General features: G+C 73.9%; 23 protein-coding genes and 1 pseudogene. 14 read left to right on the top strand and 10 right to left on the bottom strand.

The window, feature by feature from the left end; genetic code table 11:
• Positions 1–213 precede the first annotated feature (213 nt).
• The 4 genes from ACZ4VL_RS03660 to ACZ4VL_RS03645 all read left to right on the top strand — a co-directional run bounded on the left by ACZ4VL_RS03660 (position 214) and on the right by ACZ4VL_RS03645 (position 3,718).
• Positions 214–909, top strand: a complete 696-nt coding sequence (locus ACZ4VL_RS03660; RefSeq protein WP_468195343.1) for an alpha/beta fold hydrolase — start codon at positions 214–216, stop codon at positions 907–909.
• Between the two features lie 72 nt (positions 910–981).
• On the top strand, positions 982–2,406 hold the full coding sequence (locus ACZ4VL_RS03655) for an amidase (protein ID WP_468195340.1): 1,425 nt from the start codon (positions 982–984) through the stop codon (positions 2,404–2,406).
• Between the two features lie 130 nt (positions 2,407–2,536).
• The gene (locus ACZ4VL_RS03650; protein WP_468195337.1) at positions 2,537–3,199 is read left to right on the top strand and encodes an O-methyltransferase; all 663 of its coding nucleotides are present in this window, start codon (positions 2,537–2,539) and stop codon (positions 3,197–3,199) included.
• A 54-nt stretch (positions 3,200–3,253) separates the two neighbouring features.
• Entirely contained in the window at positions 3,254–3,718 is a 465-nt protein-coding gene (locus ACZ4VL_RS03645; RefSeq protein WP_468195334.1) for a type II toxin-antitoxin system PemK/MazF family toxin, read from the top strand.
• A gap of 64 nt (positions 3,719–3,782) precedes the next feature.
• On the opposite strand, the gene ACZ4VL_RS03640 is transcribed toward ACZ4VL_RS03645, so the two are convergent.
• On the bottom strand, positions 3,783–4,652 hold the full coding sequence (locus ACZ4VL_RS03640) for a TIGR02452 family protein (protein WP_468195332.1): 870 nt from the start codon (positions 4,650–4,652) through the stop codon (positions 3,783–3,785).
• 131 nt (positions 4,653–4,783) lie between these two features.
• Between ACZ4VL_RS03640 and egtA the strand changes: the two genes are divergently transcribed.
• The 4 genes from egtA to egtD are packed head-to-tail and all read left to right on the top strand — an operon-like array spanning position 4,784 to position 9,295.
• The gene (egtA, locus tag ACZ4VL_RS03635) at positions 4,784–6,160 is read left to right on the top strand and encodes an ergothioneine biosynthesis glutamate--cysteine ligase EgtA (RefSeq protein WP_468195330.1); all 1,377 of its coding nucleotides are present in this window, start codon (positions 4,784–4,786) and stop codon (positions 6,158–6,160) included.
• Entirely contained in the window at positions 6,157–7,494 is a 1,338-nt protein-coding gene (gene egtB, locus ACZ4VL_RS03630) for an ergothioneine biosynthesis protein EgtB (RefSeq protein ID WP_468195329.1), read from the top strand. Before egtA ends, egtB begins: the two co-directional genes overlap by 4 nt.
• Entirely contained in the window at positions 7,494–8,252 is a 759-nt protein-coding gene (gene egtC, locus ACZ4VL_RS03625) for an ergothioneine biosynthesis protein EgtC (protein WP_468195326.1), read from the top strand. Before egtB ends, egtC begins: the two co-directional genes overlap by 1 nt.
• On the top strand, positions 8,249–9,295 hold the full coding sequence (gene egtD, locus ACZ4VL_RS03620) for an L-histidine N(alpha)-methyltransferase (protein WP_468195324.1): 1,047 nt from the start codon (positions 8,249–8,251) through the stop codon (positions 9,293–9,295). Before egtC ends, egtD begins: the two co-directional genes overlap by 4 nt.
• Positions 9,296–9,534: 239 nt before the next feature.
• On the opposite strand, the pseudogene ACZ4VL_RS03615 reads toward egtD, so the two are convergent.
• The 3 genes and pseudogenes from ACZ4VL_RS03615 to ACZ4VL_RS03605 form a co-directional block, all read right to left on the bottom strand.
• A pseudogene (locus ACZ4VL_RS03615) lies at positions 9,535–10,062 on the bottom strand (lysophospholipid acyltransferase family protein); the annotation flags it as partial.
• Complete coding sequence (locus tag ACZ4VL_RS03610; RefSeq protein ID WP_468195322.1) at positions 10,059–10,901, bottom strand: GNAT family N-acetyltransferase; 843 nt, start codon at positions 10,899–10,901, stop codon at positions 10,059–10,061. The gene ACZ4VL_RS03610 and the pseudogene ACZ4VL_RS03615, both read right to left, overlap by 4 nt.
• A 134-nt stretch (positions 10,902–11,035) precedes the next feature.
• Complete coding sequence (locus tag ACZ4VL_RS03605; protein WP_468195319.1) at positions 11,036–12,298, bottom strand: extracellular solute-binding protein; 1,263 nt, start codon at positions 12,296–12,298, stop codon at positions 11,036–11,038.
• A gap of 163 nt (positions 12,299–12,461) precedes the next feature.
• On the opposite strand from ACZ4VL_RS03605, the gene ACZ4VL_RS03600 reads away from it, so the two are divergent.
• Positions 12,462–12,677, top strand: coding sequence for a dodecin (locus ACZ4VL_RS03600; protein ID WP_468195317.1), 216 nt, complete (start codon positions 12,462–12,464; stop codon positions 12,675–12,677).
• Between the two features lie 63 nt (positions 12,678–12,740).
• Here the strand turns inward: ACZ4VL_RS03600 and ACZ4VL_RS03595 are convergent, their stop codons facing one another.
• The gene (locus tag ACZ4VL_RS03595) at positions 12,741–13,235 is read right to left on the bottom strand and encodes a phosphatase domain-containing protein (RefSeq protein WP_468195314.1); all 495 of its coding nucleotides are present in this window, start codon (positions 13,233–13,235) and stop codon (positions 12,741–12,743) included.
• A 148-nt stretch (positions 13,236–13,383) separates the two neighbouring features.
• On the opposite strand from ACZ4VL_RS03595, the gene ACZ4VL_RS03590 reads away from it, so the two are divergent.
• From ACZ4VL_RS03590 to ACZ4VL_RS03580, 3 genes are read left to right on the top strand one after another with little or no spacing between them, the layout of a single operon-like run.
• Entirely contained in the window at positions 13,384–14,040 is a 657-nt protein-coding gene (locus ACZ4VL_RS03590) for a DinB family protein (RefSeq protein WP_468195311.1), read from the top strand.
• Positions 14,037–15,035 carry an LLM class flavin-dependent oxidoreductase gene (locus tag ACZ4VL_RS03585; RefSeq protein WP_468195309.1) on the top strand — a complete coding sequence of 333 codons (999 nt, stop codon included), beginning with the start codon at positions 14,037–14,039 and terminating at the stop codon, positions 15,033–15,035. Before ACZ4VL_RS03590 ends, ACZ4VL_RS03585 begins: the two co-directional genes overlap by 4 nt.
• Before the next feature lie 29 nt (positions 15,036–15,064).
• Positions 15,065–17,572: an excinuclease ABC subunit UvrA gene (locus tag ACZ4VL_RS03580; protein WP_468195307.1), complete on the top strand. Its 2,508-nt coding sequence runs from the start codon at positions 15,065–15,067 to the stop codon at positions 17,570–17,572.
• 22 nt (positions 17,573–17,594) lie between these two features.
• Here ACZ4VL_RS03580 and ACZ4VL_RS03575 read toward each other — a convergent pair whose 3' ends face one another.
• From ACZ4VL_RS03575 to ACZ4VL_RS03560, 4 genes are all read right to left on the bottom strand, one after another.
• Positions 17,595–18,245, bottom strand: a complete 651-nt coding sequence (locus ACZ4VL_RS03575; protein ID WP_468195304.1) for a hypothetical protein — start codon at positions 18,243–18,245, stop codon at positions 17,595–17,597.
• Positions 18,246–18,472: 227 nt separating this feature from the next.
• On the bottom strand, positions 18,473–19,228 hold the full coding sequence (locus tag ACZ4VL_RS03570) for a succinate dehydrogenase/fumarate reductase iron-sulfur subunit (protein ID WP_385804674.1): 756 nt from the start codon (positions 19,226–19,228) through the stop codon (positions 18,473–18,475).
• Positions 19,225–21,174, bottom strand: a complete 1,950-nt coding sequence (locus ACZ4VL_RS03565; RefSeq protein ID WP_468195299.1) for a fumarate reductase/succinate dehydrogenase flavoprotein subunit — start codon at positions 21,172–21,174, stop codon at positions 19,225–19,227. The genes ACZ4VL_RS03570 and ACZ4VL_RS03565 overlap by 4 nt, the downstream gene beginning before the upstream one ends.
• Positions 21,175–21,176: 2 nt before the next feature.
• The gene (locus ACZ4VL_RS03560; protein WP_468195296.1) at positions 21,177–21,881 is read right to left on the bottom strand and encodes a succinate dehydrogenase; all 705 of its coding nucleotides are present in this window, start codon (positions 21,879–21,881) and stop codon (positions 21,177–21,179) included.
• A gap of 96 nt (positions 21,882–21,977) precedes the next feature.
• Between ACZ4VL_RS03560 and ACZ4VL_RS03555 the strand changes: the two genes are divergently transcribed.
• The gene (locus ACZ4VL_RS03555) at positions 21,978–22,859 is read left to right on the top strand and encodes a LysR family transcriptional regulator (RefSeq protein ID WP_468195294.1); all 882 of its coding nucleotides are present in this window, start codon (positions 21,978–21,980) and stop codon (positions 22,857–22,859) included.
• A 36-nt stretch (positions 22,860–22,895) separates the two neighbouring features.
• Here the strand turns inward: ACZ4VL_RS03555 and ACZ4VL_RS03550 are convergent, their stop codons facing one another.
• Positions 22,896–23,540, bottom strand: a complete 645-nt coding sequence (locus ACZ4VL_RS03550) for a TetR/AcrR family transcriptional regulator (protein WP_468195291.1) — start codon at positions 23,538–23,540, stop codon at positions 22,896–22,898.
• 105 nt (positions 23,541–23,645) lie between these two features.
• Between ACZ4VL_RS03550 and ACZ4VL_RS03545 the strand changes: the two genes are divergently transcribed.
• Positions 23,646–24,716 (top strand): FAD-dependent monooxygenase, encoded by a 1,071-nt coding sequence (locus ACZ4VL_RS03545; protein ID WP_468195289.1) that lies wholly within the window; start codon positions 23,646–23,648, stop codon positions 24,714–24,716.
• The last annotated feature ends 3 nt before the right edge of the window (positions 24,717–24,719 follow it).

Here is a 24,719-nt window from a genome sequence, read left to right as displayed (position 1 = left end):
TTGCGGCCGGGGTCGGGCATGTGGCCGGATGTGGGCCCGCACGGCGGCGCCCCTGCATCGCCCCCGGGAGCGGACCCGCCGCTGCTCCCGCGGGTGCCGGTACCGCGGCCCGGTGGTCGCGGGGCTCTGGCGCGATCACGCCCCTCCCGGACCGGTGGTGGCGACAATGCCCGTGTATCGCAAGCCCGTTCGGAACTGGAAGGAATCGGCGGCATGCAGTTGCACACCCGTACCTGGGGCGAGGGCGACCGGCTGGCCCTGCTCATCCACGGCATCATGTCCGACCACCGGACGTGGCGGCGCGTCGGGCCCGCCCTCGCCGAACGCGGCTACCGGGTCATCGCCGTCGACCTGCGCGGGCACGGCGCCAGCGGGCGCGGCACGTACGGCCCGGACGTCTTCGCGGACGACGTCGTCGAGACCCTGCCCACCGGGGCTGAGCTCGCCGTCGGCCACTCGCTCGGCGCGCTGACGCTGTCCCTGGCCGTCGACCGGCTCCGGCCGCAGCGGGCGGTGTACTCCGATCCGGCCTGGGGGCTGGCCGGCGCCATGCAGGGCGTCAACCTGGGGTTCCTCGCCCAGTTCAAGCACGCACCGCGGGAGCAGGTGAAGGCGCTCAACCCGCGCTGGGAGGAGGAGGACGTCGACAACGAGCTGGCAAGCCTGGCCGTGTGGGACGAGGCGACGGCCGAGGGCCTGGCCCCGCTGGTCGACGCGGACCTGCTGCCGGACGCGCCCGTGGTGCCCTCGCTGGTCCAGCTCGCCGACCCCAGCCTCTTCCTGTCGGCGGAGCAGGTGGCCGAGCTCCAGAAGCGCGGTTTCGAGACACGTACGGTCGCGGGCGCCGGACACACCGTCCACCGCGACGACTTCGCCGGGTTCATGGCCTCGTTGGAGGGATGGGTCTAACTCTAGGGAATCGATGACCTCTGGCGTTACCGTCGGTTCTACTGATCGGTAACGGGGAGGGGTTGAGGGGCGATGGCCGTCTCATCGGGTACGCAGGCGCCGACCGCCGGCCTGGCTGCCATGGCGCAGGAACTCGCCGAAGGGCGCGTCTCCTCAAGGGAGTCGACGGAGCGGGCGCTGGAGCGGATCGCCGCCGCCCAGCCCCGGCTCAACGCCTTCCGCATCGTCCGCGCCGAGGCCGCGCTGGCCGAGGCCGACGCCGCGGACCGGCGGCTGGCCGCCGGCGAGCGGCTGCCGCTGCTCGGTGTGCCGCTGGCCGTGAAGGACGACATGGACGTGGCCGGGGAGCCGACCGCGTTCGGCTGCGCCGGGGACTTCCCGCCGAAGGCCGCCGACAGCGAGGCGGTACGCCGGCTGCGCGCGGCCGGCGCGGTCGTCGTGGGGAAGACCCAGACGCCGGAGCTGGGGCAGTGGCCGTTCACCGAGGGGCACGCCTTCGGGGCGACCCGCAACCCGTGGAACCCTGACCACACGCCCGGCGGCTCCTCCGGCGGCTCGGCGGCCGCCGTCGCGGCCGGCCTGGTCCCGGCGGCCCTCGGCTCCGACGGCGCGGGGTCGGTCCGCATCCCGGCGGCCTGGACACACCTGGTCGGGGTCAAGCCGCAGCGCGGCCGCATCTCCACCTGGCCCGAGCCGGAGTCGTTCCACGGGCTCACCGTCAACGGGGTGCTCGCCCGCACCGTCGCCGACGCCGCGCTGCTGCTCGACGCGGCGAGCGGCCCGCACCCCCGGGACCGGCACCGTCCGGCCCCGATCACGGCGGTGGCAGCCGCCGCCCGGGCCCCGCGGCGGCTGCGGATCGCCCTGTCCTTCGGCATGGCCTTCACGGCCACCCCGAAGTCCCTCGACCCGGAGGTCCGCGCGGCGGTGGAGCGGCTCGCCGGGCGGCTCGAATCGCTGGGCCACGAGGTGGTCCCGGAGGACCCGCGGTACGGCCAGATCGGCCTGACCTTCGTGCCCCGGGCCGCCACGGGCGTACGGGACCACGCGGCGCGGGTGCCGGACACGGGGCTGCTGGACCCCCGCACGCACGGGGCGATGCGCACGGGCCGGATCCTGGGCGGGCTCCCGCTGCGCGTGTCGCGTCGGGCGGAGTCGTACCTGCGGTGGCGGATCGGGGAGCTCTTCGGCCGGTTCGACGCGGTCCTGACCCCGACGACGGCCACCCCGCCGCTGCGGATCGGCGCACTGGCCGGGCTGAGCACCATGGCCACGGACCGGGCGATGATCGCCGCCTGCCCGTACGCCTGGACGTGGAACGTCCTGGGCTGGCCCGGGGTGAACGTCCCGGCGGGATTCACGACCTCGGCCCTCCCGATCGGAGCCCAACTCCTGGGTCCGGAGTCCTCGGAGCCCGTCCTGCTGAGCCTGGCCGCGCAGCTGGAGGCGGAGGAACGGTGGCAGCGGCACTGGCCGGGGGAGGCGGCCACGGCCTGACGGGCGGCGGGAAACGGGGGGTGGCGTCGCGCAGCCACCACCCCCTGTCCACAAGGGTGTTGGGCCCCCTTGCCGTCATGTCGTCATGTAAGTTCCCATGAGGAACTTACATGACGAGGGGGCAGAGGCGATGGATCAGCAGACCTGGACGGCCGTGGACGCGTACTTCGAGGGACTGCTGGTCCGTGAGGACGATGCGCTCGTCGGCGCCGTCGCCGACTCCACCGCCGCCGGTCTGCCCGGCCACCAGGTCGCACCCAACCAGGGCAAGTTGCTGAACCTCCTCGCCCGCATCCACGGCGCCCGCCGCATTCTGGAGATCGGCACGCTCGGCGGCTACAGCACCATCTGGCTCGCCCGGGCGCTGCCCGCCGACGGAGAGCTGGTGACCCTGGAGGTCGACGAGGCGCGCGCCGACGTCGCCGCCGCGAACCTCGCGCGGGCCGGGCTCGGGGACGTCGTCGACGTGCGGCGCGGGCCGGCCCTCGAACTGCTGCCCGGGCTCCTCGGCAGCGCGCCGTTCGACCTCGTCTTCATCGACGCCGACAAGCCGTCCAACCCGGAGTACCTGGAGTGGGCCGTCAGGCTCACCCGGCCGGGCAGCGTCATCATCGGCGACAACGTCGTCCGTGACGGCGCCGTCGTCGACGCCGACAGCACCGACCCCCGCGTCCAGGGTGTGCGGCGGTTCACCGAACTCATCGCCGAGCACCCGCGGTTGACGGCGACCGCCCTGCAGACCGTCGGCAGCAAGGGTTACGACGGCCTGGTCCTCGCCCTCGTCACCGACTGACTCCCCCACCCCTCCCCCGCCCCCGCGGCGCGCGGGGGCGGTAGCCTCGCGCCCGTGACGGCACACACGCACCACCACCCCGACCCCGTCGAGCAGCCCGGGCGCAGCGGCACCACCGCCACCACCGAGGCGGACCCGGAAGCGATCGGACCGGTACGGACCTCGTACGCCCCCGTCCGCGACGGGGATCCCGACCCGGGCGAGATCGTGTGGACGTGGGTCCCGTACGAAGAGAACGACGGCCGGGGCAAGGACCGCCCGGTGCTCATCGTCGCCCGGGAGACGGGCCGGCCGACGCTGCTCGCCGTACAGCTGTCCAGCAAGCGGCACGACGACGACCGGGAGTGGGTGCCGATCGGGGTCGGGCCGTGGGACCGGGCCGGGCGGGAGTCGTGGGTGGCCGTGGACCGGGTGCTGCGGGTGCACGAGGCGGGGATGCGGCGGGAGGCGTGCGCACTGGACCGCGGCCGGTTCGGGCTGGTCGTGAACCGGCTGCGGGAACGGTACGGCTGGGCGTAGCGGCCCGCCGGACCCGCCTGCGACCTGCCACGGCCCGGCCCGACCCGGCGCGCGCCGCATCCCCTCAGCCCTCCCGCACCGCCCCCGGGCCGGTGGCGGCGCCCCCGCCCTCGCACCCGAAGGCCCGTTCGAACGCCTTCCGCGGTGTCGGATCGCGGTCCAGGACGGCGAAGACCACCCGTTCGAAGACGCCGGCGAAGCGGCCGGCCAGGAGGCCCCGGAAGGCCTCTGCGACGTCCGCCGGGTCGTTGCGGAACACCCCGCAGCCCCATGCGCCCAGCACCAGCCGCGGGTACCCGTGCAGGGCCGCGGTCTCCAGGACGCGCTCCGCGCGCCGGGCCAGCGCGGCCGGGATCTCGGCGGCGCGCTCCGGTTCCTGGCGGCGGATCGTGCCGGCGTTGGGGGCCGGGGAGGTCAGGAAGCCCGCCCTGAAGGGCTCCTCCAGGAGTTCGCCGCGGTCGTCACGGAAGACGGGCACGCCGGGCGAGTGAATCACCCGGTCGGTGTAGAAGGTGCTGCGTTCCGCGCGGTGGACCTCGTAGTACTCGGGAGCCCGGAGCAGCGTCTCGTACAGGGCGGAGGCCCGGCACAGCGCCTCCTCCTGGGCCTTGGCGCCGCGGACGTAGCCGCCCCCGGGATTGCGGGCCGAGGCGAAGTTCAGGACGGCCACCGCGCCCGGGCCGGAGGGGTCCGCGGCGAGCCTACGGGCTGCGACCGTGCTGCTCTCCCCCGTCACCTCGATGGCCGTCCGGTACTGCCTGGCCGGAAGCCGTCCGTCTGGAATGACCTGGTTCGGCCCATATATTCTGGTCTCTGCCCTGGCCTCCGCCAGGGCGGCGGCCAGGGAGACGTGCCGCCCCGTTCGCGTTCGGTACCCACCGGACGCCAGGATCGTCGCGTTCTCCCGCGCGATCTCACGCAGTCTGCTGCTCATCGGGCCATCATCAGTCGCAGTTGGGCACCGGTTCCACTCACATTTGCGCAAACGCGACCGGATTCGGCTCTTCAGCCGGACAAGGACGGGTAGGCATGGTCAGGTCACAGTCCAGGACAGGAGATTCGGCCATGCCCCAGGGCTCATCCCCTCCATCCGCACCGACGTCCGCATCTGCACCACCATCACCCGCACCACCCACCTCGTCTTCACCCGCCCCCTCCCCCATCACCGAGGGCGCCGCCGAGGACCTGGTCCACGGCATCTGCTTCAAGACCGGCCCGCCCCGCGTCCTCGGCGCCGAGCTCGAATGGCTCGTGATGGACGCCGAGCGGCCCGGTGAACCGCTGTCCCCCGACCGGCTGACGGCCGCGCACGACGCGGCCCGCACCCTCCCCCTGCACTCCCGCCTCAGCATCGAACCCGGCGGCCAGCTGGAGCTCAGCTCGGCCCCCGCCGACTCCCTCTCCGCCTGCGTGGACACCCTGCAGGCCGACCTCACCGCCGTACGCAGCACCCTGCGCTCCCAGGGGCTGGTCCTGCGCGGCATCGGCCGAGACCCCCGCAGCCCCGTGCACCGGCTGGTGCACAGCCCCCGCTACGACGCCATGGAGGCGTACCTCGACCGCTTCGGCCCGGCCGGACGGGCCATGATGCGCACCTCCGCCTCCGTACAGGTCTGCGTGGACGCCGGCTACGAGGAGCCGGGCCCGCTCGGCTACGGGCGGCGCTGGCGGCTCGGCCACCTGCTGGGCGCGGTGTTCGTGGCGGCGTTCGCCAACTCCCCGGCGACCGGGGGCCCGTACGCCGGATGGGTGTGTGCCCGGCAGGGGATCTGGCGGGACCTGGACGCCCGGCGGGCGCTCGCCCCGCCGTTGGACGCCAAGCCCCGGTCGGGGTGGGTCCGGCACGCGCTGGACACCGAGCTGATGTGCATGCGGGCGAACGGCAACGGGCCCTGGACGGCGCCCCGCGGCATGACGTTCCGCGACTGGCTGCGCGCCACCACCCCGTCCCCGGCCCTGCCCTCGACGCCGGCCCCCGGCACGCTGCGGGCGCCGACCGCCGAGGACCTCGCGTACCACCTGACCACGCTGTTCCCGCCGGTGCGCCCGCGCGGCCACCTGGAGCTGCGGATGATCGACGCGCAGCCGGGGGACGACGGCTGGCTGGTGCCGGTCGCGGTCGTGCACGCACTGTTCGACGACCCGGAGGCCGCCGAGACCGGGTACCGGGTGGCCAAGGCGCTCGCCGACCGGTACGGGCAGGTGCGCGCGCCCCGCAACCCGCTGTGGCAGTCCGCGGCCCGGTACGGCCTGGCCGATCCGGCGCTGCGGGCGGCGGCAGCCTTCTGCTTCCGCGCGGCGGCGGAGGCGTTGCCCCGGCTCGGGGCGAGCACGCACGTGCAGGACACGGTGGGTGCCTTCATCGAGCGTTTCGTGCTGCGCGGGCGCTGCCCGGCCGACGAGAACGCGTACCAACTCACCGGGACGGGGGCCCGCCCATGACCGCTGAACCGTTCGTGTCCGAATCCGCTGCGCCCGGTGGGCCCGCGGAACTCCGTGAGCGGGCCCTGGCGGCCCTGACCGCGGCCCGGGTCCGCACGGCCGCGCTGACCGACGCGGTGACCGACGAGGACCTGACGGCCCAGCACTCGCCGCTGATGTCGCCGCTGGTGTGGGACCTCGCGCACATCGGGAACCAGGAGGAGTTGTGGCTGCTGCGCCGGGTCGCCGGCCGTGAGGCCATGCACCCGGAGATCGATCCGCTGTACGACGCCTTCGAGCACCCGCGCTCCGAACGGCCGAAGCTGCCGCTGCTCGGGCCCGCCGAGGCCCGCCGGTACACGGCCGAGGTGCGCGGGCGGGTCTTCGACCTGCTGGAACGGACGCCGCTGGAGGGCACCGCGCTGCTCGACTCGGGCTTCGCCTTCGGGATGATCGCGCAGCACGAGCAGCAGCACGACGAGACGATGCTGATCACGCATCAGCTGCGGCGGGGTGCCGCGGTGCTGGCCGCCCCGGATCCGGCGCCGCCGCCGGGGCCGCCGCCGGCCCTGTCCGAGGTGCTGGTTCCGGGCGGCCCGTTCACCATGGGGACCTCTGCGGAGCCGTGGGCGCTGGACAACGAGCGGCCCGCGCACGTCCGGGAGACGGGACCGTTCTGGATCGACACGGTGCCGGTGACGAACGCCGCGTACCAGGCGTTCATCGCGGACGGCGGCTACCTCGACGACCGCTGGTGGGTGCCGGAGGGCTTCGAGCAGATCCGCCGGCACGGGATCGGTGCGCCGCTGTTCTGGTACCGGGAGGCCGGCCAGTGGCTGCGCCGCCGCTTCGGGGTGACCGAGCCGGTGCCGGAGGAGGAGCCGGTCCTGCACGTGAGCTGGTACGAGGCGGACGCGTACGCGCGCTGGGCGGGCCGGCGGCTGCCGACGGAGGCGGAGTGGGAGAAGGCGGCCCGGCACGATCCGGCGACCGGGCGCTCCACCCGCTACCCGTGGGGGGACTCCGATCCGACGCCCGCGCACGCCAATCTGGGGCAGCGGCACCTGCGTCCGGCGCCGGCGGGCAGCTACCCGGCGGGGGCGTCCCCGCTCGGGGTGCGCCAGCTGATCGGCGACGTGTGGGAGTGGACGTCCTCGGACTTCCTGCCGTACCCGGGGTTCCGGGCGTTCCCGTACCGGGAGTACTCGGAGGTGTTCTTCGGGCCGGAGTACAAGGTGCTGCGCGGCGGCTCGTTCGCGGTGGACCCGGTGGCCTGCCGGGGCACGTTCCGCAACTGGGACCTGCCGGTGCGGCGGCAGATCTTCTCCGGGTTCCGGACGGCGAGGGATGCCTGATGTGCCGCCATATCGCCTATGTGGGGCCGGAGGTGCCCCTGGGGCGGCTGCTGAGCGATCCGGAGTACTCGCTCGTCCGGCAGTCGTGGGGGCCGCGGCGGCAGCGCCACGGCACGGTGAACGCCGACGGCTTCGGGGTGGGCTGGTACGCGGAGGGTGATCCGGTGCCGGCCCGCTACCGGCGGGCGGGGCCGATATGGGGGGACCTGACCTTCGCGGACCTGGCCCGGGTGGTGCGGGCCGGGGCGGCGCTGGCCGCCGTACGGGACGCCACGCTGGCGGGGGCGGAGGGGGAGGCCGCAGCCGCCCCGTTCACCGGCGGACGGTGGCTGTTCAGCCACAACGGCGCGATACGGGGCTGGCCGGGCACGGTGGCCCCCCTCGCGGCGGCCCTGCCGCCCGCGGACGTACTGGCGCTGGCCGCGACGACGGATTCGGCCCTGGTCTGGGCGATGGTGCTGCACCGGCTGCGCCGGGGCGACGACCTGGGCACGGCGCTCGCCGAGCCGGTGCGGGAACTCGCGGAGGCCGCGCCCGGTTCCCGACTGAACCTGCTGCTGACCGACGGCCGGTCGATCGCCGCGACGGCCTGGGGGGACTCGCTGTGGTACCTCGCCGATCCGGCCGCCCAGCGCGTCGTGGTGGCGTCGGAGCCGTACGACGACGATCCGCGCTGGCACGAGGTGCCCGACCGGACCCTGCTGACCGCACAACGCACACGGGTCGACCTGACCCCGCTCAAGGAGACCGTCCAGTGAGTGACTTCCAGTTGACCCGCACCCTCGACGAGCACGCCGCCGATTCCGCGCTGCGCGAGGACGTGCTGAACGGGCTGACGCGGTCGCCGAAGGTGCTGCCGCCCAAGTGGTTCTACGACGCCCGCGGCAGCGAGCTGTTCGACGAGATCACCCGGCTGCCGGAGTACTACCCGACGCGCGCCGAGCGGGAGATCCTGCTGGCCCGGGCCGAGGAGATCGCCGCGGTGAGCGGGGCCCGCACCCTCGTGGAGCTGGGTTCCGGTTCCTCGGACAAGACCCGGCACCTGATCGCGGCGATGCCCGCGCTGGACACGTACGTCCCGGTGGACGTGAGTGCGAGCGCGCTGGAGGGCGCGGCGCAGACCCTGCAGGCGGAGCACCCGCAGCTGCGGGTGCGGGCGATGGTGGCCGACTTCACCGAGCCGCTGCGGCTTCCGCAGACGCCCGGGCCGCGGCTGGTGGTGTTCCTCGGGGGGACGATCGGGAACCTGCTGCCGCCGGAGCGGGCGGCGTTCCTGTCCTCCGTACGGGCGATGCTGTCGCCGGGGGACGCGCTGCTGATGGGGACGGACCTGGTGAAGGACGAGTCCGTGCTGGTGGCGGCGTACGACGATGCGCAGGGGGTGACGGCCGAGTTCAACCGGAACGTGCTGGCCGTCATCAACCGGGAGCTGGGTGCGGACTTCCGAGCCGAGGACTTCTCCCACGTCGCCGTGTGGAACCGGGAGCACGAGTGGATCGAGATGCGGCTGCGGGCCCGGTCGGAGCTGGTGGTGAAGGTCCGGGCCCTGGATCTGCTGGTGCCGTTCGAGGAGGGTGAGGAGATCCTCACGGAGGTCTCCGCGAAGTTCCGTCAGGAGGGCGTGCGCAAGGAGCTGGCGGCGGCGGGGCTGGAGCTGGCCCGGTGGTGGACGGACGCCGAGGGCCGGTTCGCGCTGTCCCTGTCGGTGGCCGACGGCGGGTCCGGCTGGGCGGGCAGGCCCGGCAGCAGTGCCGTGGGGGCGGGTACGGAGACCGGGTCGTCGGAGGTGATCGCGGCCTGAGCCGCGGCCGCGAGGTCCCGCCGGTGCGCGAACCGGCCCGGCGGGATCCGCGGCAGCAGCCGCACCTCGGCGCGGATGCCGCGGGCGCGCAGGATCCGCCACAGGGAGGCGGTCAGCGGGTCGTCGCCGACGAAGGAGGCGGCCCCGGCGGTGTCCCCGCCGGGCAGCCGGTAGTCGAGCCGGATCGGCTGGACGGGGACGCGTGCGTCGAGGGCGGACTGGAACGCGGCCCGCCGGAACGACCCGTGGGCGCGCCCGCACCAGGTGCTGCCCTCGGGGAAGACGGTGACCCGGTCGCCGGCCAGCAGGGCGCGGGTGAGGGTGGCGACGGTGTCCGGGAGGGCACGGATGCGGTCGCGTTCGATGAACAGGGTGCCCGCCTGGGCGGCGAGCCGACCGAGGCCGGGCCAGGCGCGGATGTCGCTCTTGGCGAGCATCCGGGAGGGCAGGACGGCCGCGACGAGGGGGATGTCCAACCAGGAGACGTGGTTGGCGACGACGAGGCGGGCGCCGTCCGCTCCCGCACTTCCGTGAACGGTGATCCGCAGTCCGAAGACCCGTACCAGCGCGGCCGACCAGGCCCGGATCACGGTGTGCCGGGGGCCTGCCGGCAGGAGCCGCACCGGCGGCGCGCCCAGGACGCCGAGGAGGATCAGGCCGACGGCGGCGGTGAGCCGCAGGACCGCGCGCGGGACGCCGACGGTGTGCCCGTCGTGGTCGGCGCAGTCCTGCGGGGTGCAGGGCGAGGTGGGCAGCCAGACGCTCATGCCGTCGGGACGAGCGAGAGGAAGTGCTTGAGGTAGCGCGGATTGGTGCGCCGCAGCGAGAGCAGGACGTACAGGTCGGCGCAGCCGAACTCGGCGTCGTATGCGGGCTCTCCGCAGACCCAGGCGCCGAGCCGCAGGTAGCCGCGGAGCAGCGGCGGGAGTTGGCTGCGCTCGGGGAAGGTGATGCCCTCCGGGTTCCAGGGGGTGTGGGGGGTGACGCGGTACTCGACGGGGGCGAGGTTGCGGGGCAGGACGTTGTCGCGGGTGGCGGCGGCGAGCCCCCCACCGTCGGCGAGCGGTATCGAGCAGCACCCGGCGAGCCAGTTGTGCCCGGAGCGGTCCATGTAGCGGGCGAGGCCCGCCCAGATCAGGGCGATGGCGGCGCCGTTGCGGTGGTCGGGGTGGACGCAGGAGCGGCCGACCTCGACGAGGTCCGGGCGGATGGGGGCGAGGGCGGAGAGGTCGAACTCGCTCTCGGAGTAGAGGCGTCCGGCGATGGCGGCGCGCTCCGGGGGCAGCAGCCGGTAGGTGGCGACGACCTGCTCGGCCTCCTCCTCGACGACGAGGAGGTGGTCGCAGTAGGCGTCGAAGGCGTCGGAGTCGAGGCCGGGCTCGGGACCGTCGAGGCGGGCGCCGAGCTCCCCGGCGAAGACCTGGTGGCGCAGCCGCTGCGCGGCGCGGACCTCGTCCTCGTTGCGGGCGAGGCGGACGGTGTAGTGGGGGGTGACGGCGGGGGCGGCGGCGGTGGGACCGGCGCCGGGGGCCGGGACGAGGGCGGGGACGGGGGCGGGAGCGGCGAGGGGGGAGAGGGCGGACGGCGAGAGGGGGGCGATGGTCATGGCGGCTCCTGGTCCGGGCACGGAGTGCGGGCCGCAGGTGTGGCGACCCGGCTCCTTTACTTCTTCCGTGACCGGCTGGACTCGACATGACCGCTTCGCGGCAGGCGGATGTGCGGAGTCTGAACTCGCCGGGGTCAGCGGGCCGGGTTCAGCACCTTGGTGATCTTCTCGGAGGCGGCCTTGGCGGCCTTCCCGGGGTCCTGGCCGCTGAGGACGGCCGTCATGTAGGACTTGATCGGATTGTCGGCCTCGACCTCGGCCCAGCGGGCGGACTTGGGGGTGGCCCGGCCCTGTGCGGCGCCGGCGGCCATGCTCGCGGCGCCTTCGTCGCCCTCGACGACGTGGGCGAGGCTGGTCTTGTTCGGCACGTAGCTCATGGTGCGGGCCAGGTCGGTCTGCCAGCGCTCGCTGACCAGGTCCGTGATCACGTCGAGGGCGTGGTCGCGCTGCCCGGTCCTGGCAGGGATGATCAGGACGGAGCCGCCGGTGAAGACGGCGCCGGGCTTGTCGGAGGTCTTGCCGGGGACGGGGAAGAAACCGAGCTTGCCCTTGAGGGCGGGGTCGGCGGCCTCGATGGCCGCGGCCTGGCCGGGCGGGGCGATGATCTGGGCGACGTTGCCCCGGGCGAACACGTCGGCCTGCGGGGGCGTCTCCTCGTCGGCGTCCTTGGGGCCGTCGCCGAGGGCCTGGAGCTGCTTGTAGAACTCCATGCCGGCCAGGGCCCTGTCGTCGTGGAGGGCGCCGCTCCAGGTGCCGTTGCCGTCGGTGGCGAGGTCGCCGCCCTCGTCCCAGATGAAGCCGGACAGGACGTACCAGTTCTGGCCGGGGAGGTAGATGCCCTGCTGGTCGCCCTTGTCGAGCTTCCGGGTGACCTGGAGCCACTCCTGGCGGTTCTTCGGCGGGTTCTTGATCCCGGCGCTCGCGAAGAGGTCCTTGTGGTAGATCACGACGCGGTTGGCCGCGTACCAGGGGACGCCGTACTGGGCGCCGTTGATGCTGCCGGGGTCGGCGAGGCCTTCGAGCCAGTCCTGGTTGCCCCAGGTGCGGAGCCCTTCGAGGGTGAGCTCGGACAGGCCGCCGGTCTCGATGTACCGGGCGACCTGGGTGTTGCCGACCTCGATGACGTCGGCGCCCTCCCGGCTCCTGCCGGACAGCACGGCGTTCACCTTGTCGCCGACGCCCGTCCACTCCTGGATCCTGACGTCGAGGTCGGTACCGGGGTGCTCCTTCTCGAAGGAGGCGGTGAACCGGGCGACGAAGTCCTCCGATGCGCTGCCCTTCATCAGCCAGAGCGTCACCTTCTGCGGCTCGGGGGCCGCGCCTGCCGGGCCGCTGCACCCGGTGAGGGCGGCCGCGGCCATGAGGGCGGTACACGCGGCGGGGAAACGCATCTTCACGTGGGGCCACCTTCCGGGTGATCGGAACTGGCTTGAAAATTGGCATAGACCAATGGGCCGGTCAAGGCTCTTTCACCCGGGACTTGTCGTGGCACAGTTCGCGTAAGAGGACGTACTGGGGCACCGTAGAACACGACATAGCCCCCACTCTCGGGAGACCTCCATGTCCAACCACACCTACCGGGTGACCGAAATCGTCGGCACGTCCACCGAGGGCATCGACCAGGCCATCCGCAACGGGATCGCCCGGGCCAGCCAGACGCTGCGCAAGCTGGACTGGTTCGAGGTCACCCAGGTGCGCGGCCACCTGGAGGAGGGCCGGATCGCGCACTACCAGGTGGGACTGAAGGTCGGCTTCCGGCTCGACGAGGAGGACTGACACACGCGACGGCAGGGCCCCCGGGGGTGCACCCCGAAGGCCCTGCCGCTCGACCGCCCGGGATCAGGTACGGCCCTCCACCTCCTGTGCGGCGCGGAGCTCCGGCGCGTCCGCCGCCCAGGTCGCCGGCACCACCCGGAACCCCGCGGCGCGCGCCGCCCGGCACACCAGCTCGTCGTCGTCCACCAGCATCCGCACCTCGCGCCCGCGGGCGATGCGCCGGAGCACCTCCAGCTTCGCCGTGCGGGCGGGCCGGCGGTCGCCGTTCCGCCGCATCCACAGCCGACCCTCCGGGAGCCCGTGCCGGGCCAGCCACTCCACCGTGTCCGCCCGGCAGCGCTCCGGGCGGCCGGTCAGGTACACGACCTCGCAGTCGGCGGCGCGTTCGACCGCCAGGGCCACACCGCGCGCGAGCGGAGGATCGGCCGGGGCCGCGGCGAAGAAACCCTCCCAGTCCCGGGGGCGGCGCTCCAGGAAGTGCTGGCGGTGGTCGGTGCCGGCCAGGGTGTTGTCTATGTCGAAGACGGCCAGCGGCGGGCGATCGGTTCGGTCACTCATACGGGCCAGCCTAAGGAATTGCGGGTCGCCGTCCGCCGCCGGAAAACCGGTACCCCGCGAGGTGCCGGCCGTGCCAGGCTGACGGGCTGACGGACCGTCCCCCGCCCCCGCCGCCGCGTGCGGTCGGGCCCCCGCCACGGGAGCACCCTTGACACCACCCCGGCTGATCCCCCTCGTCGAGCAGTTCGACTTCGCGTACGAACGCCTCGCCGCGCGCATGTCGGGGCCCTTCATGGACAGCGGCGACGGAACGCGGACCCAGGTCGATACCCCGCTGACCGACGAGGAGTACCTCTGGGAGCCGGTGCCGGACTGCTGGTCCGTACGGCGCCGCACCGAAGGGCCGGGCCCGCGGGCGACCCTGCTGGCCGGCGCCGGCGACTGGGGGCGCGACGCGGCGGCCTACCCGCACCCCTGGCCGCCGCCGTTCACCACCCTGGCGTGGCGACTGAGCCACCTCGGCGAGATGCTGACCCTGCGCGCCGACCACACGACCGGCACCCGCACCCTGACCCGGGACGACCATCCGGTCAGCGGGACCGCCGCGGAGGCGGTCGCCGCCTTCGAGGCCGGGGCAGCGGCCTGGCGGAAGGCGCTGCTGGGCCTCGACGACACCGCGCTCGACACCACCGGCTACTGCACCTACCCGCACGGCAGCGACCCGGAGGAGCCCCTCCTCGACGTCGTGTGGTGGGTCAACCAGGAACTGCTGCACCACGGGGCCGAGATCGCCGTGCTGCGCGACCTGTACCGCTACCGCCCGGGCGGGAATCCTGGCGGGCGCGAAACGTTGGGACCTGTGTGATCCGCAGACTCTCCGTCCTCGACCGGTCCCGCACCCGCGAGGGCCACCCCACGTCCCAGGCCCTGCGCGACACCGTCGAGCTCGCCCGGCAGGCGGAAGGGCTCGGGTACCACCGGTTCTGGGTGTCCGAGCACCACAGCGTGCCCGGAGTCGCCGGCTCCGCGCCGACGGTCCTCGCCGCGGCCGTCGCCGGAGCCACCCGCCGCATCCGGGTCGGGACCGGCGGGGTGATGCTGCCCAACCACCGGCCGCTGGTCGTCGCCGAGCAGTTCGGGGTCCTGGAGTCCCTCTTCCCCGGCCGCATCGACATGGGGCTCGGCCGCTCCGTCGGCTTCACCGGCGGGATCCGGCGCGCCCTCGGCCGGGACACCGGCGACGCCGACCGGTTCGAGGAGCAGCTCACCGAACTGCTGGGCTGGTTCGACGGCACCCAGCGGGCCCACCCCGAGGTGCACGCCCACCCGGCCGAGGGGCTGGCCGTCCCGGCATTCGTCCTGGCCACCGGCGAGGGCGCCGAGATCGCGGCCCGGGCCGGGCTGCCCCTGGTGGCGGGCGACCTGCGCCGCCGGGACAGGGTCGCCGAGATCGTCGAGCGGTACCGCACCGGGTTCCGGCCGTCCGCGCGGCACCCGGAGCCGTACGTCGTGGTGTCCGGGACGGTCGCCGTCGCCGCCACCGAGGAAGAGGCCCGCCGGATCCTGGTGCCGGAGGCCTGGTCGCTCGCCCGCTCGCGCACCCGGGGCAGTTTCCCACCGCTGCGCCCGGCGCAGGAGATCGAGGCTCTGGAGATGACCGCGAAGGAGCGGGAGCTGTACGAGGGCGCGCTCGCCGGGCACCTCCACGGCACCGCGGAGCAGGTGGCGGCCGAGCTGGCCGAGGTGTCCGCGCTGACCGGGGCGGACGAGCTGCTGGTGACCACCTCCACGTACGACCGCGGCGCCCTGCTGGACTCCTTCGGGCGGCTGGCCCGCCTGGCCGGGCTGGCGGGTCCCTGAGCCGACGGAGCCCCCGTAAGGTGGGGCGAATGCACCAGACCGCCGAGCCCGCCGAGCCTCCCGCACCCGCCGAGCGCCCGTCCGCCCCGCCCCAGGGCCGCGATCCGTTCATCCGGGTGCGGGGTGCCCGCGAGCACAACCTGCGCGGCGTCGACGTGGACATCCCCCGCGACGCCCTGACCGTCTTCACCGGGGTCTCCGGCTCCGGCAAGAGCTCGCTGGCCTTCGGCACGCTCTACGCCGAGGCCCAGCGCCGCTACTTCGAGTCGGTGGCCCCGTACGCCCGCCGTCTGATCCACCAGGTCGGCGCGCCGAAGGTCGACTCGGTCACGGGGCTGCCGCCCGCGGTCTCCCTGGAGCAGCGGCGCTCCTCCCCCGGCTCCCGGTCCTCGGTCGGCACGGTGACGCTGCTGTCCAACTCCCTGCGCATGCTGTTCTCCCGGGCCGGTACGTACCCGAAGGGTGCACCGCGGCTCGACTCCGACGCCTTCTCCCCCAACACGGCCGCCGGGGCGTGCCCTTCCTGCCACGGAATCGGCAGCATCCACCGGACCAGCGAGGAACTCCTCGTCCCCGACCCCGGGCTGTCGATCCGTCAAGGGGCCGTCGCCGCCTGGCCCGGGGCATGGCAGGGCAAGAACCTGAGGGACATCCTGGAGGTGCTCGGCCACGACGTGGACGTGCCGTGGCGGGAGCTGCCGGCGGCCGACCGGGAGTGGATCCTGTTCACCGAGGAGCAGCCGGTGGTGACCGTGCACCCGGTGCGGGACGCGGACCGGATCCAGCGGCCCTACCAGGGCACGTACATGAGCGCCCACCGCTATGTGATGCGGACCTTCGCGGACAGCAAGAGCGCCACGCTGCGGGCCCGCGCCGAGCGGTTCCTGACCGACTCCCCCTGCCCGGGCTGCGGGGGGCGGCGGCTGCGGCCGGAGGCGCTGGCGGTGACCTTCGCGGGCCGGACGATCGCGGAGCTGGCGGCGCTTCCGCTGACCGCCCTGGACCGGGTGCTGGCGGAGGCCGCGCCCGCCGGGCCGGGCGGGGCGGGCGTGGCAGGCGTGGCGGGCAGGGCGGGCGGGGCGGGCAGGGCGGGCGGGACCGGCGGGGAGGCTGCGCGGGTGCTCGCCGAGGACCTCCGGTCCCGGATCGGGCCCGTCGTCGAGCTCGGGCTCGGCTACCTGAGCCTGGAGCGGACCGCGCCCACCCTGTCGGCGGGCGAGCTGCAGCGGCTGCGGCTGGCGACGCAGCTGCGGTCCGGTCTGTTCGGCGTGGTGTACGTGCTCGACGAGCCGTCGGCGGGGCTGCATCCGGCCGACACCGAGGCGCTGCTCGGCGTACTGGACCGGCTCAAGGCGGCGGGGAACACGGTGTTCGTGGTGGAGCACCACCTGGACGTGGTGCGGCACGCGGACTGGCTGGTGGACGTGGGTCCGCGGGCCGGCGAGCACGGCGGGCGCGTGCTGCACAGCGGGCCGCTGCACGAGCTGGCCGCGGTGGCGGAGTCGGCGACGGCGCAGTACCTGTTCGACGGGGACGGCCCGGTACGGGAGGAGCGGGCGCTGCGGGCCGCCACTGGTGTCGTCCGGCTGGAGGGCGTCGACCGGCACAACCTGCGCGGCGTGGAGGTGGAGTTCCCGCTCGGGGTGTTCACGGCGGTCACCGGGGTCTCCGGATCGGGCAAGTCGACGCTGGTGGGGCAGGTGCTCGCCCGGGAGGTCGGGGAGCGGCTCGCCGAGCCGGACTACCCGGTGCGGCGGCTGGTGGAGGTGGACCAGAAGCCGATCGGCCGCACCCCGCGGTCCAACCTGGCGACGTACACCGGGCTCTTCGACGTGGTGCGCCGGCTGTTCGCGGCCGCTCCGGAGGCGCGGGCGCGCGGCTGGAAGGCCGGCCGGTTCTCGTTCAACGTGGCGGGCGGCCGGTGCGAGACCTGCCAGGGCGAGGGCTTCGTCTCGGTGGAGCTGCTGTTCCTGCCCAGTACGTACGCCCCGTGCCCGGACTGCGGGGGCGCGCGGTACGACGGCGAGACGCTCCAGGTGCGGTACGAGGGGCTGCACATCGCGGAGGTGCTGGCGCTGACCGTGGAGTCCGCGGCCGCGTTCTTCGCCGGGGTTCCGGCGGCGGCGCGGAGCCTGCGGGCGCTGGAGGAGATCGGGCTGGGCTACCTGCGGCTCGGGCAGCCGGCGACCGAGCTGTCGGGCGGCGAGGCCCAGCGGATCAAACTGGCGACGGAGCTGCAGCGGCAGCGCCGGGACCACACCCTGTACGTGCTGGACGAGCCGACGACCGGGCTGCACCCGGCCGATGTGCGGGTGCTGCTGCGGCAGTTGCACGGGCTGGTGGACGCCGGGCACTCGGTGGTGGTCGTGGAGCACGACATGGACGTGGTGGCGGGCGCGGACTGGGTGGTGGACCTCGGTCCCGGCGGCGGTGCGGACGGCGGCCGGATCGTGGCCGCGGGCACACCGCAGCAGGTGGCGCGGGCCGGACGGGGCCGCACGGCGGGCTACCTGGCCCGGGCACTGCGCACGGCGTGAGGACCGCTCGCGACGGGCAGCCCTAGGCGTCGCCGGCGAGCAGGTGTTGCCCGACCTCGCGGAAGCTCCAGCGGCCCCGGCTGCGGGTGAACAGCCACACCAGGTCGTGGCGGTCGGGCCAGACGGCGGGGACGCCGAGCACCTGGTGGGCCCCGAGGGCGCGGATCAGGCGCGGGACGCCCTGGTGCTCCCAACAGACCAGCACCGGCTTCGGGGCGGCCAGTACGGCGCCCGCCAGGGCGGCTTCGGCGCCGACGGCGAACTCGGTGCGGATGCGGGTGTGCAGGGCGGCGGCCAACGGGGCGACGGTCTGGCGGCAGTGGGCCGGAGCCGCGGCCCCGCCGGCGGCGAAGACGGCGGCGGGGCGGGGCAGCAGGGCACTGCGGGTCGGCGTGAAGAGGCGGGGCAGTGCCTCGGCCCGGCGCAGGCCGCGGGCGGCGAGGTAACCGGGGCTCTCGTTGCCGGCGCCGTCCTCGCCGGTGTCCCCGGTGTACGGCTGCTCCGCGTGCCGGACCACCATGACCAGCGCGTCCTCGGCCGCGGCTCCCCCGGGGCCCGGGGCCGGGGGGTGGGCCGGCTCCTCGGCGGAGCAGCCGGCCGTCGCGAGGGTGGTGAGGGCGGCGGCCAGCACCGTTCGGCGTCGCGGCCCGGACCCGCGGAGGGCTTCTGGCATGGGGCCACTGTTGCCCATGTGCCGGGGCGGTCGGGGGCGCGGCACGTCGTGCCCGGGCACGAGCGCCCGGTCGGCCGAGCGGACAGCCGGGCGGGCGGGTGACCGGATCATCCGATCGGATCAGCCATGGGAGCTCGGGGAGCGGGCCGAGCGGACCGGCCGGCGGGACCTGGCCGGCGGCCCGCGCGATCGGGTGGGCCATCGGCGCAGGCCGGGAGAGTGAGGGGTCAGCCCCGGGTCCTGCCGCCCTTGCCGAGGGCGCGCAGCCACTCCCGGTTCATGGCGGCGATGGACGGCAGCGGGATGCCCTTGGGGCAGGCCGTGGCGCACTCGCCGGTGAGGGTGCAGCCGCCGAAGCCCTCCTCGTCCATCGCGGCGACCATGTCCAGGACGCGGGTCTCCCGCTCGGGCGAGCCCTGCGGCAGCACGTTGAGGTGGTTGATCTTGGCGGAGGTGAAGAGCATGGCGGAGCCGTTGGGGCAGGCCGCCACGCACGCGCCGCAGCCTATGCACTCGGCGTTCTCGAACGCGTGGTCGGCGGCCTCCTTGGGCACGGCGGTGGCGTGTGCCTCGGGGGCCGAGCCGGTGGGGGCGGTGATGTAGCCGCCGGCCTGGATGATCCGGTCGAAGGCGCTGCGGTCGACGACGAGGTCCTTGACCACCGGGAAGGCGGCGGCGCGCCAGGGTTCGACGTCGATGGTGTCGCCGTCGGTGAAGGACCGCATGTGCAACTGGCAGGCGGTGGTGCGTTCGGGGCCGTGGGCATCGCCGTTGATGACGAGGCTGCAGGCGCCGCAGATGCCCTCGCGGCAGTCATGGTCGAAGGCGACCGGGTCCTCACCGCGGAGGATGAGGTCCTCGTTGAGGGTGTCGAGCATCTCCAGGAAGGACATGTCGCGGGAGACGCCGTCGACCTCGTAGGTGACCATGGCGCCGGGGGTGTCGGGGTTCTGCTGGCGCCAGACGCGCAGGTTGAGCCTCATGCGTAGCTCCGCTGGGTGGGGTGGACGTACTCGAAGACGAGGTCTTCCTTGTGGAGGACGGGCGGGGCGCCGGTGCCGCGGAACTGCCAGGCGGCCGCGTAACCGAACTCCTCGTCGCGGCGGGCGGCCTCGCCGTCGGGGGTCTGGGACTCCTCGCGGAAGTGGCCACCGCAGGACTCGGAGCGGTGGAGGGCGTCGAGGCACATGAGCTCGGCGAGTTCGAGGTAGTCGACGATGCGGTTGGCCTTCTCCAGCGACTGGTTGAACTCCTCGCCGGTGCCGGGCACCTTGATGCGCCGCCAGAACTCCTCGCGGATCTGCGGGATCCGGTTGAGTGCCTTGCGCAGGCCGGCGTCGTTGCGGGCCATGCCGCAGTACTCCCACATGAGTTCGCCGATCTCGCGGTGGAAGGAGTCCGGTGTGCGGTCGCCGTCGACGGCGAGGAGCCGCTCCAGGCGGTCGCGGGTCTCGCGGACCGCGGCGGCGACCTCGGGGTGGTCGCCGTCGACGGGATCCTGGTGGGGGTGGCGGGCCAGGTAGTCGTTGATGGTGGAGGGGAGGACGAAGTAGCCGTCGCCGAGGCCCTGCATGAGGGCGGAGGCGCCCAGGCGGTTGGCCCCGTGGTCGGAGAAGTTGGCCTCGCCGATGGCGAAGAGGCCGGGGACGGTGGTCTGGAGGTCGTAGTCGACCCAGAGGCCGCCCATCGTGTAGTGCACGGCGGGGTAGATCCGCATCGGGACCTCGTACGGGTCCTCGGCGGTGATCCGCTCGTACATCTCGAAGAGGTTGCCGTACTTCTCCTCCACCTTGTCGCGGCCCATGCGGCGGATGGCGTCGGCGAAGTCCAGGTAGACGCCCTGGCCGCCGGGGCCGACGCCGCGGCCCTCGTCGCAGACGTTCTTGGCGGCGCGGGAGGCGATGTCGCGGGGGACGAGATTGCCGAAGGAGGGGTAGATCCGCTCCAGGTAGTAGTCGCGCTCCGCTTCGGGGATGTCGGCGGGCCGGCGGGTGTCGCCCTTGGCCTTGGGGACCCAGATGCGGCCGTCGTTGCGCAGGGACTCGCTCATCAGGGTCAGCTTCGACTGGTGGTCGCCCGTGCGGGGGATGCAGGTCGGGTGGATCTGGGTGAAGCAGGGGTTGGCGAAGTACGCGCCGCGGCGGTGCGCCCGCCACACGGCGGTCGCGTTGGAGTTCATGGCGTTGGTGGAGAGGTAGAAGACGTTGCCGTAGCCGCCGGTGGCGAGGACGACGGCGTCCGCCCGGTACGTGGAGATCGCGCCGGTGACCAGGTCGCGGGCGACGATGCCGCGGGCCCGGCCGTCGACGACGAGCAGGTCGAGCATCTCGGTACGGGCGTGCATCTCCACGTTGCCGGCGGCGATCTGCCGGGACAGCGCCTGGTAGGCGCCGAGGAGGAGCTGCTGGCCCGTCTGGCCGCGGGCGTAGAAGGTGCGGGAGACCTGGACGCCGCCGAAGGAGCGGGTGTCGAGGAGGCCGCCGTACTCGCGGGCGAAGGGCACGCCCTGCGCCACGCACTGGTCGATGATCTCCACGGATATCTGGGCGAGGCGGTGGACGTTCGATTCGCGGGCCCGGAAGTCGCCGCCCTTGACGGTGTCGTAGAACAGCCGCTGGATGGAGTCGCCGTCGTTGCGGTAGTTCTTGGCGGCGTTGATGCCGCCCTGGGCGGCGATGGAGTGGGCGCGGCGCGGGGAGTCGGAGTAGCAGAACTGGACCACGTGGTAGCCCTGTTCGGCGAGGGTGGCGCCGGCGGCGCCACCGGCCAGGCCGGTGCCGACGACGATGACGGTGTGCTTGCGGCGGTTGGCCGGGTTGACGAGCTTGGCCTCGAAGCGGCGGCGGTCCCAGCGCTCGGCGATGGGGCCGTCCGGGGCCTTGGTGTCGGCGAGGGGTTCGCCGGTGGTGTAGCGCGCGTAGTCGTTCACGGTCAGTTCACCACTCCGGTCATGACGGCGACGGGGACGGAGACGAACCCCGCGAAGAGGAGGAGGGCCAGGGCGTTGGCGAGGGCTTTCAGGGTCCGGTCGCGGCGGGCGCTGCCCGCGCCGAGGGTCTGGGCGGCGCTCCAGAAGCCGTGCCGGACGTGCAGGCCGAGGGCGGCCATCGCGGTGATGTAGACGACGTTGCCGTACCAGGTGGAGAAGGTGGCGAGGACGTTCTCGTACGGGTGGCCGGCCCAGGCGCGCTCGTTGACGGTGAGCGTGGTGAGGTCGAGCAGGTGCCAGACGATGAACAGGCCGAGGATGACGCCGCCCCAGCGCATGGTGCGGGTGGCGTAGCTCGCGCGGCGTCGCTTGTGGGCGTACCCGACCGGGCGGGCCTTGATGTCGCGGCGGCTGAGCTGGTAGGCGGAGACGGCGTGGGCGACGACGGCGGCGAGCAGTACGACGCGGGCGGCCCACAGGCCCCAGTGGCTGTGCAGGAAGGGCTCGCCCATGTGCCGCAGCCAGTGGGCGTAGCCGTTGAAGTCGTCCGCCCCGAAGAAGATCTTGAGGTTGCCCATCATGTGGACGACCAGGTAGCCGAGCATGATCAGGCCGGAGACCGCCATGACGGCCTTCTTGCCGACGGTGGATTCCCAGAGCGTGCGCGTGGTGGACGGCCGTCGGCCCGTCCGCGTTGCCAGAGCCATGGAACAAGACGCTACGGACGGGCAGCCCGAGAGGTCCAAGACATGATGGTGCTGATCCCGATAGGCATGGGCTATGGGAGCGGCTAGCCTGGGGGGATGCAGTTCCAGCAGCTGGTGTACTTCGTGGCGGTCGCCGAGACCCGGCACTTCACGCGGGCGGCGGAGCGGGTGCACGTGGCCCAGCCGTCGCTCTCCCAGCAGATCAAGGCGCTCGAGCGGGAGCTGGGGGCAGAGCTGTTCAGCCGGGCGCGGGGCAACATCGCGCTCACCGATGCGGGCGAGGCACTGCTGCCGTTGGCGCGGCGGATCCTGGCGGACGCGGACACGGCGCGACTGGAGGTGCAGGAGCTGGCGCAGCTGCGGCGCGGGCGGGTCCGGCTGGGGGCCACGCCGAGCGTGTGCACGGGCCTGCTGCCGGACGTCCTGCGCGCCTTCCACACCGAGCATCCGGGGATCGAGCTGCTGATCGAGGAGAGCGGCTCGCTGGATCTGGTCCGGGAGCTTGCGCGCGGGGCCCTGGACCTGGCCCTGATCGCGCTGCCGCTGCCTCCCTCGGCGCCTGCGCTGGACACGGTGGAGCTGCTCACGGAGGACCTGGTGGTGGTCTCCTCGGCGCAGCTGCCACCTCCGGGGGGCGGCGGTCCGCTGACCGTGTCGGGTCTGCGGGACGAGCCGATGGTGATGTTCCGTCACGGCTACGACCTGCGGGACCTGACGGTGGCGGCCTGCCGGGCGGAGGGGTTCGAGCCGGTGTTCACGGTGGAGGGCGGCGAGATGGACGCCGTGCTGGGCTTCGTCCGCGCGGGTCTCGGGGTCGCGGTGGTGCCGGCGATGGTCGTCGGCCATGCCGGGCCGGGCCTGCGCCGCACTCCGCTGGAGGGTGCTCCGCTGCGCCGCACGATCGCGCTGGCCCACCGCACGGACGTCGCACCGCCGCGGGCGGCCCGCGAGCTGAAGCGCATGCTGCTCGGCGGCTGACCCGCGGGCCGGCGCGCGGCCCGCGGCGGGCGGCCGTCAGGCGCGGGGTACGGGCAACTCCTTGTCGAGCCCGTCGGCCAACATGCCGAAGGCCAGGTCGGCGTCGGCGACGGCCGCGGGGTGGGCCTCGTCGGCGCTCATCCCGCCGGCGATCCGCCGCCAGTTCTCCCGGGCCAGCTCGTGCCGGACCGTCACCAGGTGCGCCGCCGCCAGACGCGCCGGGAGCGGCGGGACGGATTCCGACTCCAGTACGGCGGCGAGCAGTTCGACCTCGCGGGCCGTGTAGTGGACCAGCCGGGATTCCAGGCTGGCGGTGCCGAAGAGGAGCTGCTGGAAGGCGAGTACCTCCGGGTGGTCGCACAGGCCGGTGATGGGGTCGTGCTCGGCGAGGGCGGCCCGGAAGTGCGCGTGCACCGCGGCAACCGGGGACCGGCCGGCGGGCCGGTCGCGCACGATGCGGGCCGCCTCGTCCTGGTGGTCGGCGAACCGGTCGAGGACCAGGTCCTCCTTGCTCGGGAAGTACCGGAACAGGGTGGGCTTGGAGACCTCGGCCTTCGCGGCGACGTCCGCCACCGACACCGCGTCGAAGCCCCGCTCCAGGAACAGCTCCAGTGCAGTGGCCGCCAGCAGGCGGCGCGTGCGGAGCTTCTTGCTCTCGCGCAGACCCTTCGTGCTCTCCATGGACAGAACCTACCACATCTTCGTGACCGAGTAAATTTTGTAACCGGGTTGCTTTTCCTAGTGGGAGCCGCTTTCCTTGAGACAACGACGAGGAGAGGACATCCGATGACCGACGTACTCATCACGGGTTCCGGCCCGACGGGACTCACGCTGGCGTGCGACCTGGCCCGCCGCGGCCTGGGCGTGCGGGTGGTGGAGCAGCGCGCGGAACCGCACCGCGAATCGCGCGGCAAGGGCCTGCAGCCCGACAGCCTCGGCGTCTTCGCCGAACTCGGCGTGGGCGCGCGCATGGCCGCCCTCGGCCGCAAGGGGCTGGTGCTGCGCAAGTACTTCGACGGCGCCCCCGTGCGCGACACCCCCACCGTCGGCGACGGACTGCTCATCGGCCAGTGGCAGGTCGAACAGGTGCTGCGCGACCGGCTCGCCGAACTCGGCGTGCACGTCGAGTACGGGGCCCGGCTCGCCGCTGTCCGACAGGACGGGACGGGCGTGGACGCCGAGCTGGCGGACGGCACGGTGATCCGGGCCGCGTACCTCGCCGGGTGCGACGGCGGGGGCAGCACCACGCGCAAGCTCCTCGGGATCCCCTTCGAGGGGCACACCGCGCAGGAGGAGGAGATGGTGCTCGGGGACGTGCGGGCGCCCGGGCTCAGCCGGGAGTTCTGGCACCAGTGGTTCACCTCGGACGGGGGCGGGATCCTGCTCTGCCCGATGCCCGGGACGGACGCCTTCCAGCTCCAGGCCTCGCCGGAGCGGGACGCGGAGGGCAGGCAGCTGCCGCCGTCGCTGGAAGGCTTCCAGCGGCTCTTCGACCGGCACGCCCGGATGCCGGGCATCCGGCTGGCGGACCCCACGTGGTTGTCGTCCTGGCGGGTCAACGTGCGCATGGCCGCCCGGATGCGCGAGGGCCGGGTCTTCCTCGCGGGCGACGCGGCCCACGTCCATCCGATAGCCGGCGGGTTCGGCATGAACACCGGCATCCAGGACGCGGCCGCCCTCGCCCGGACCCTGGCCACGGCCCTCACCGGGACCGCCGGGCCGGACGTGCTCGATGCCTACGAGGCGGAGCGGCTGCCGGTCGCGGCCGAGGTGCTGGCCGACACCACCCGGCGGCACGAGCGGGTGGTCGAAGCGGTGCGCACCCCCGGCAACGGGACCGAGGCCGGGGCCGCGTAACGC

It is taken from the genome of Streptomyces sp. NPDC029014, from assembly GCF_055564695.1.
Note: the sequence above shows the minus strand (reverse complement) of the source record. Positions and strands in the feature narration are given on the sequence as shown.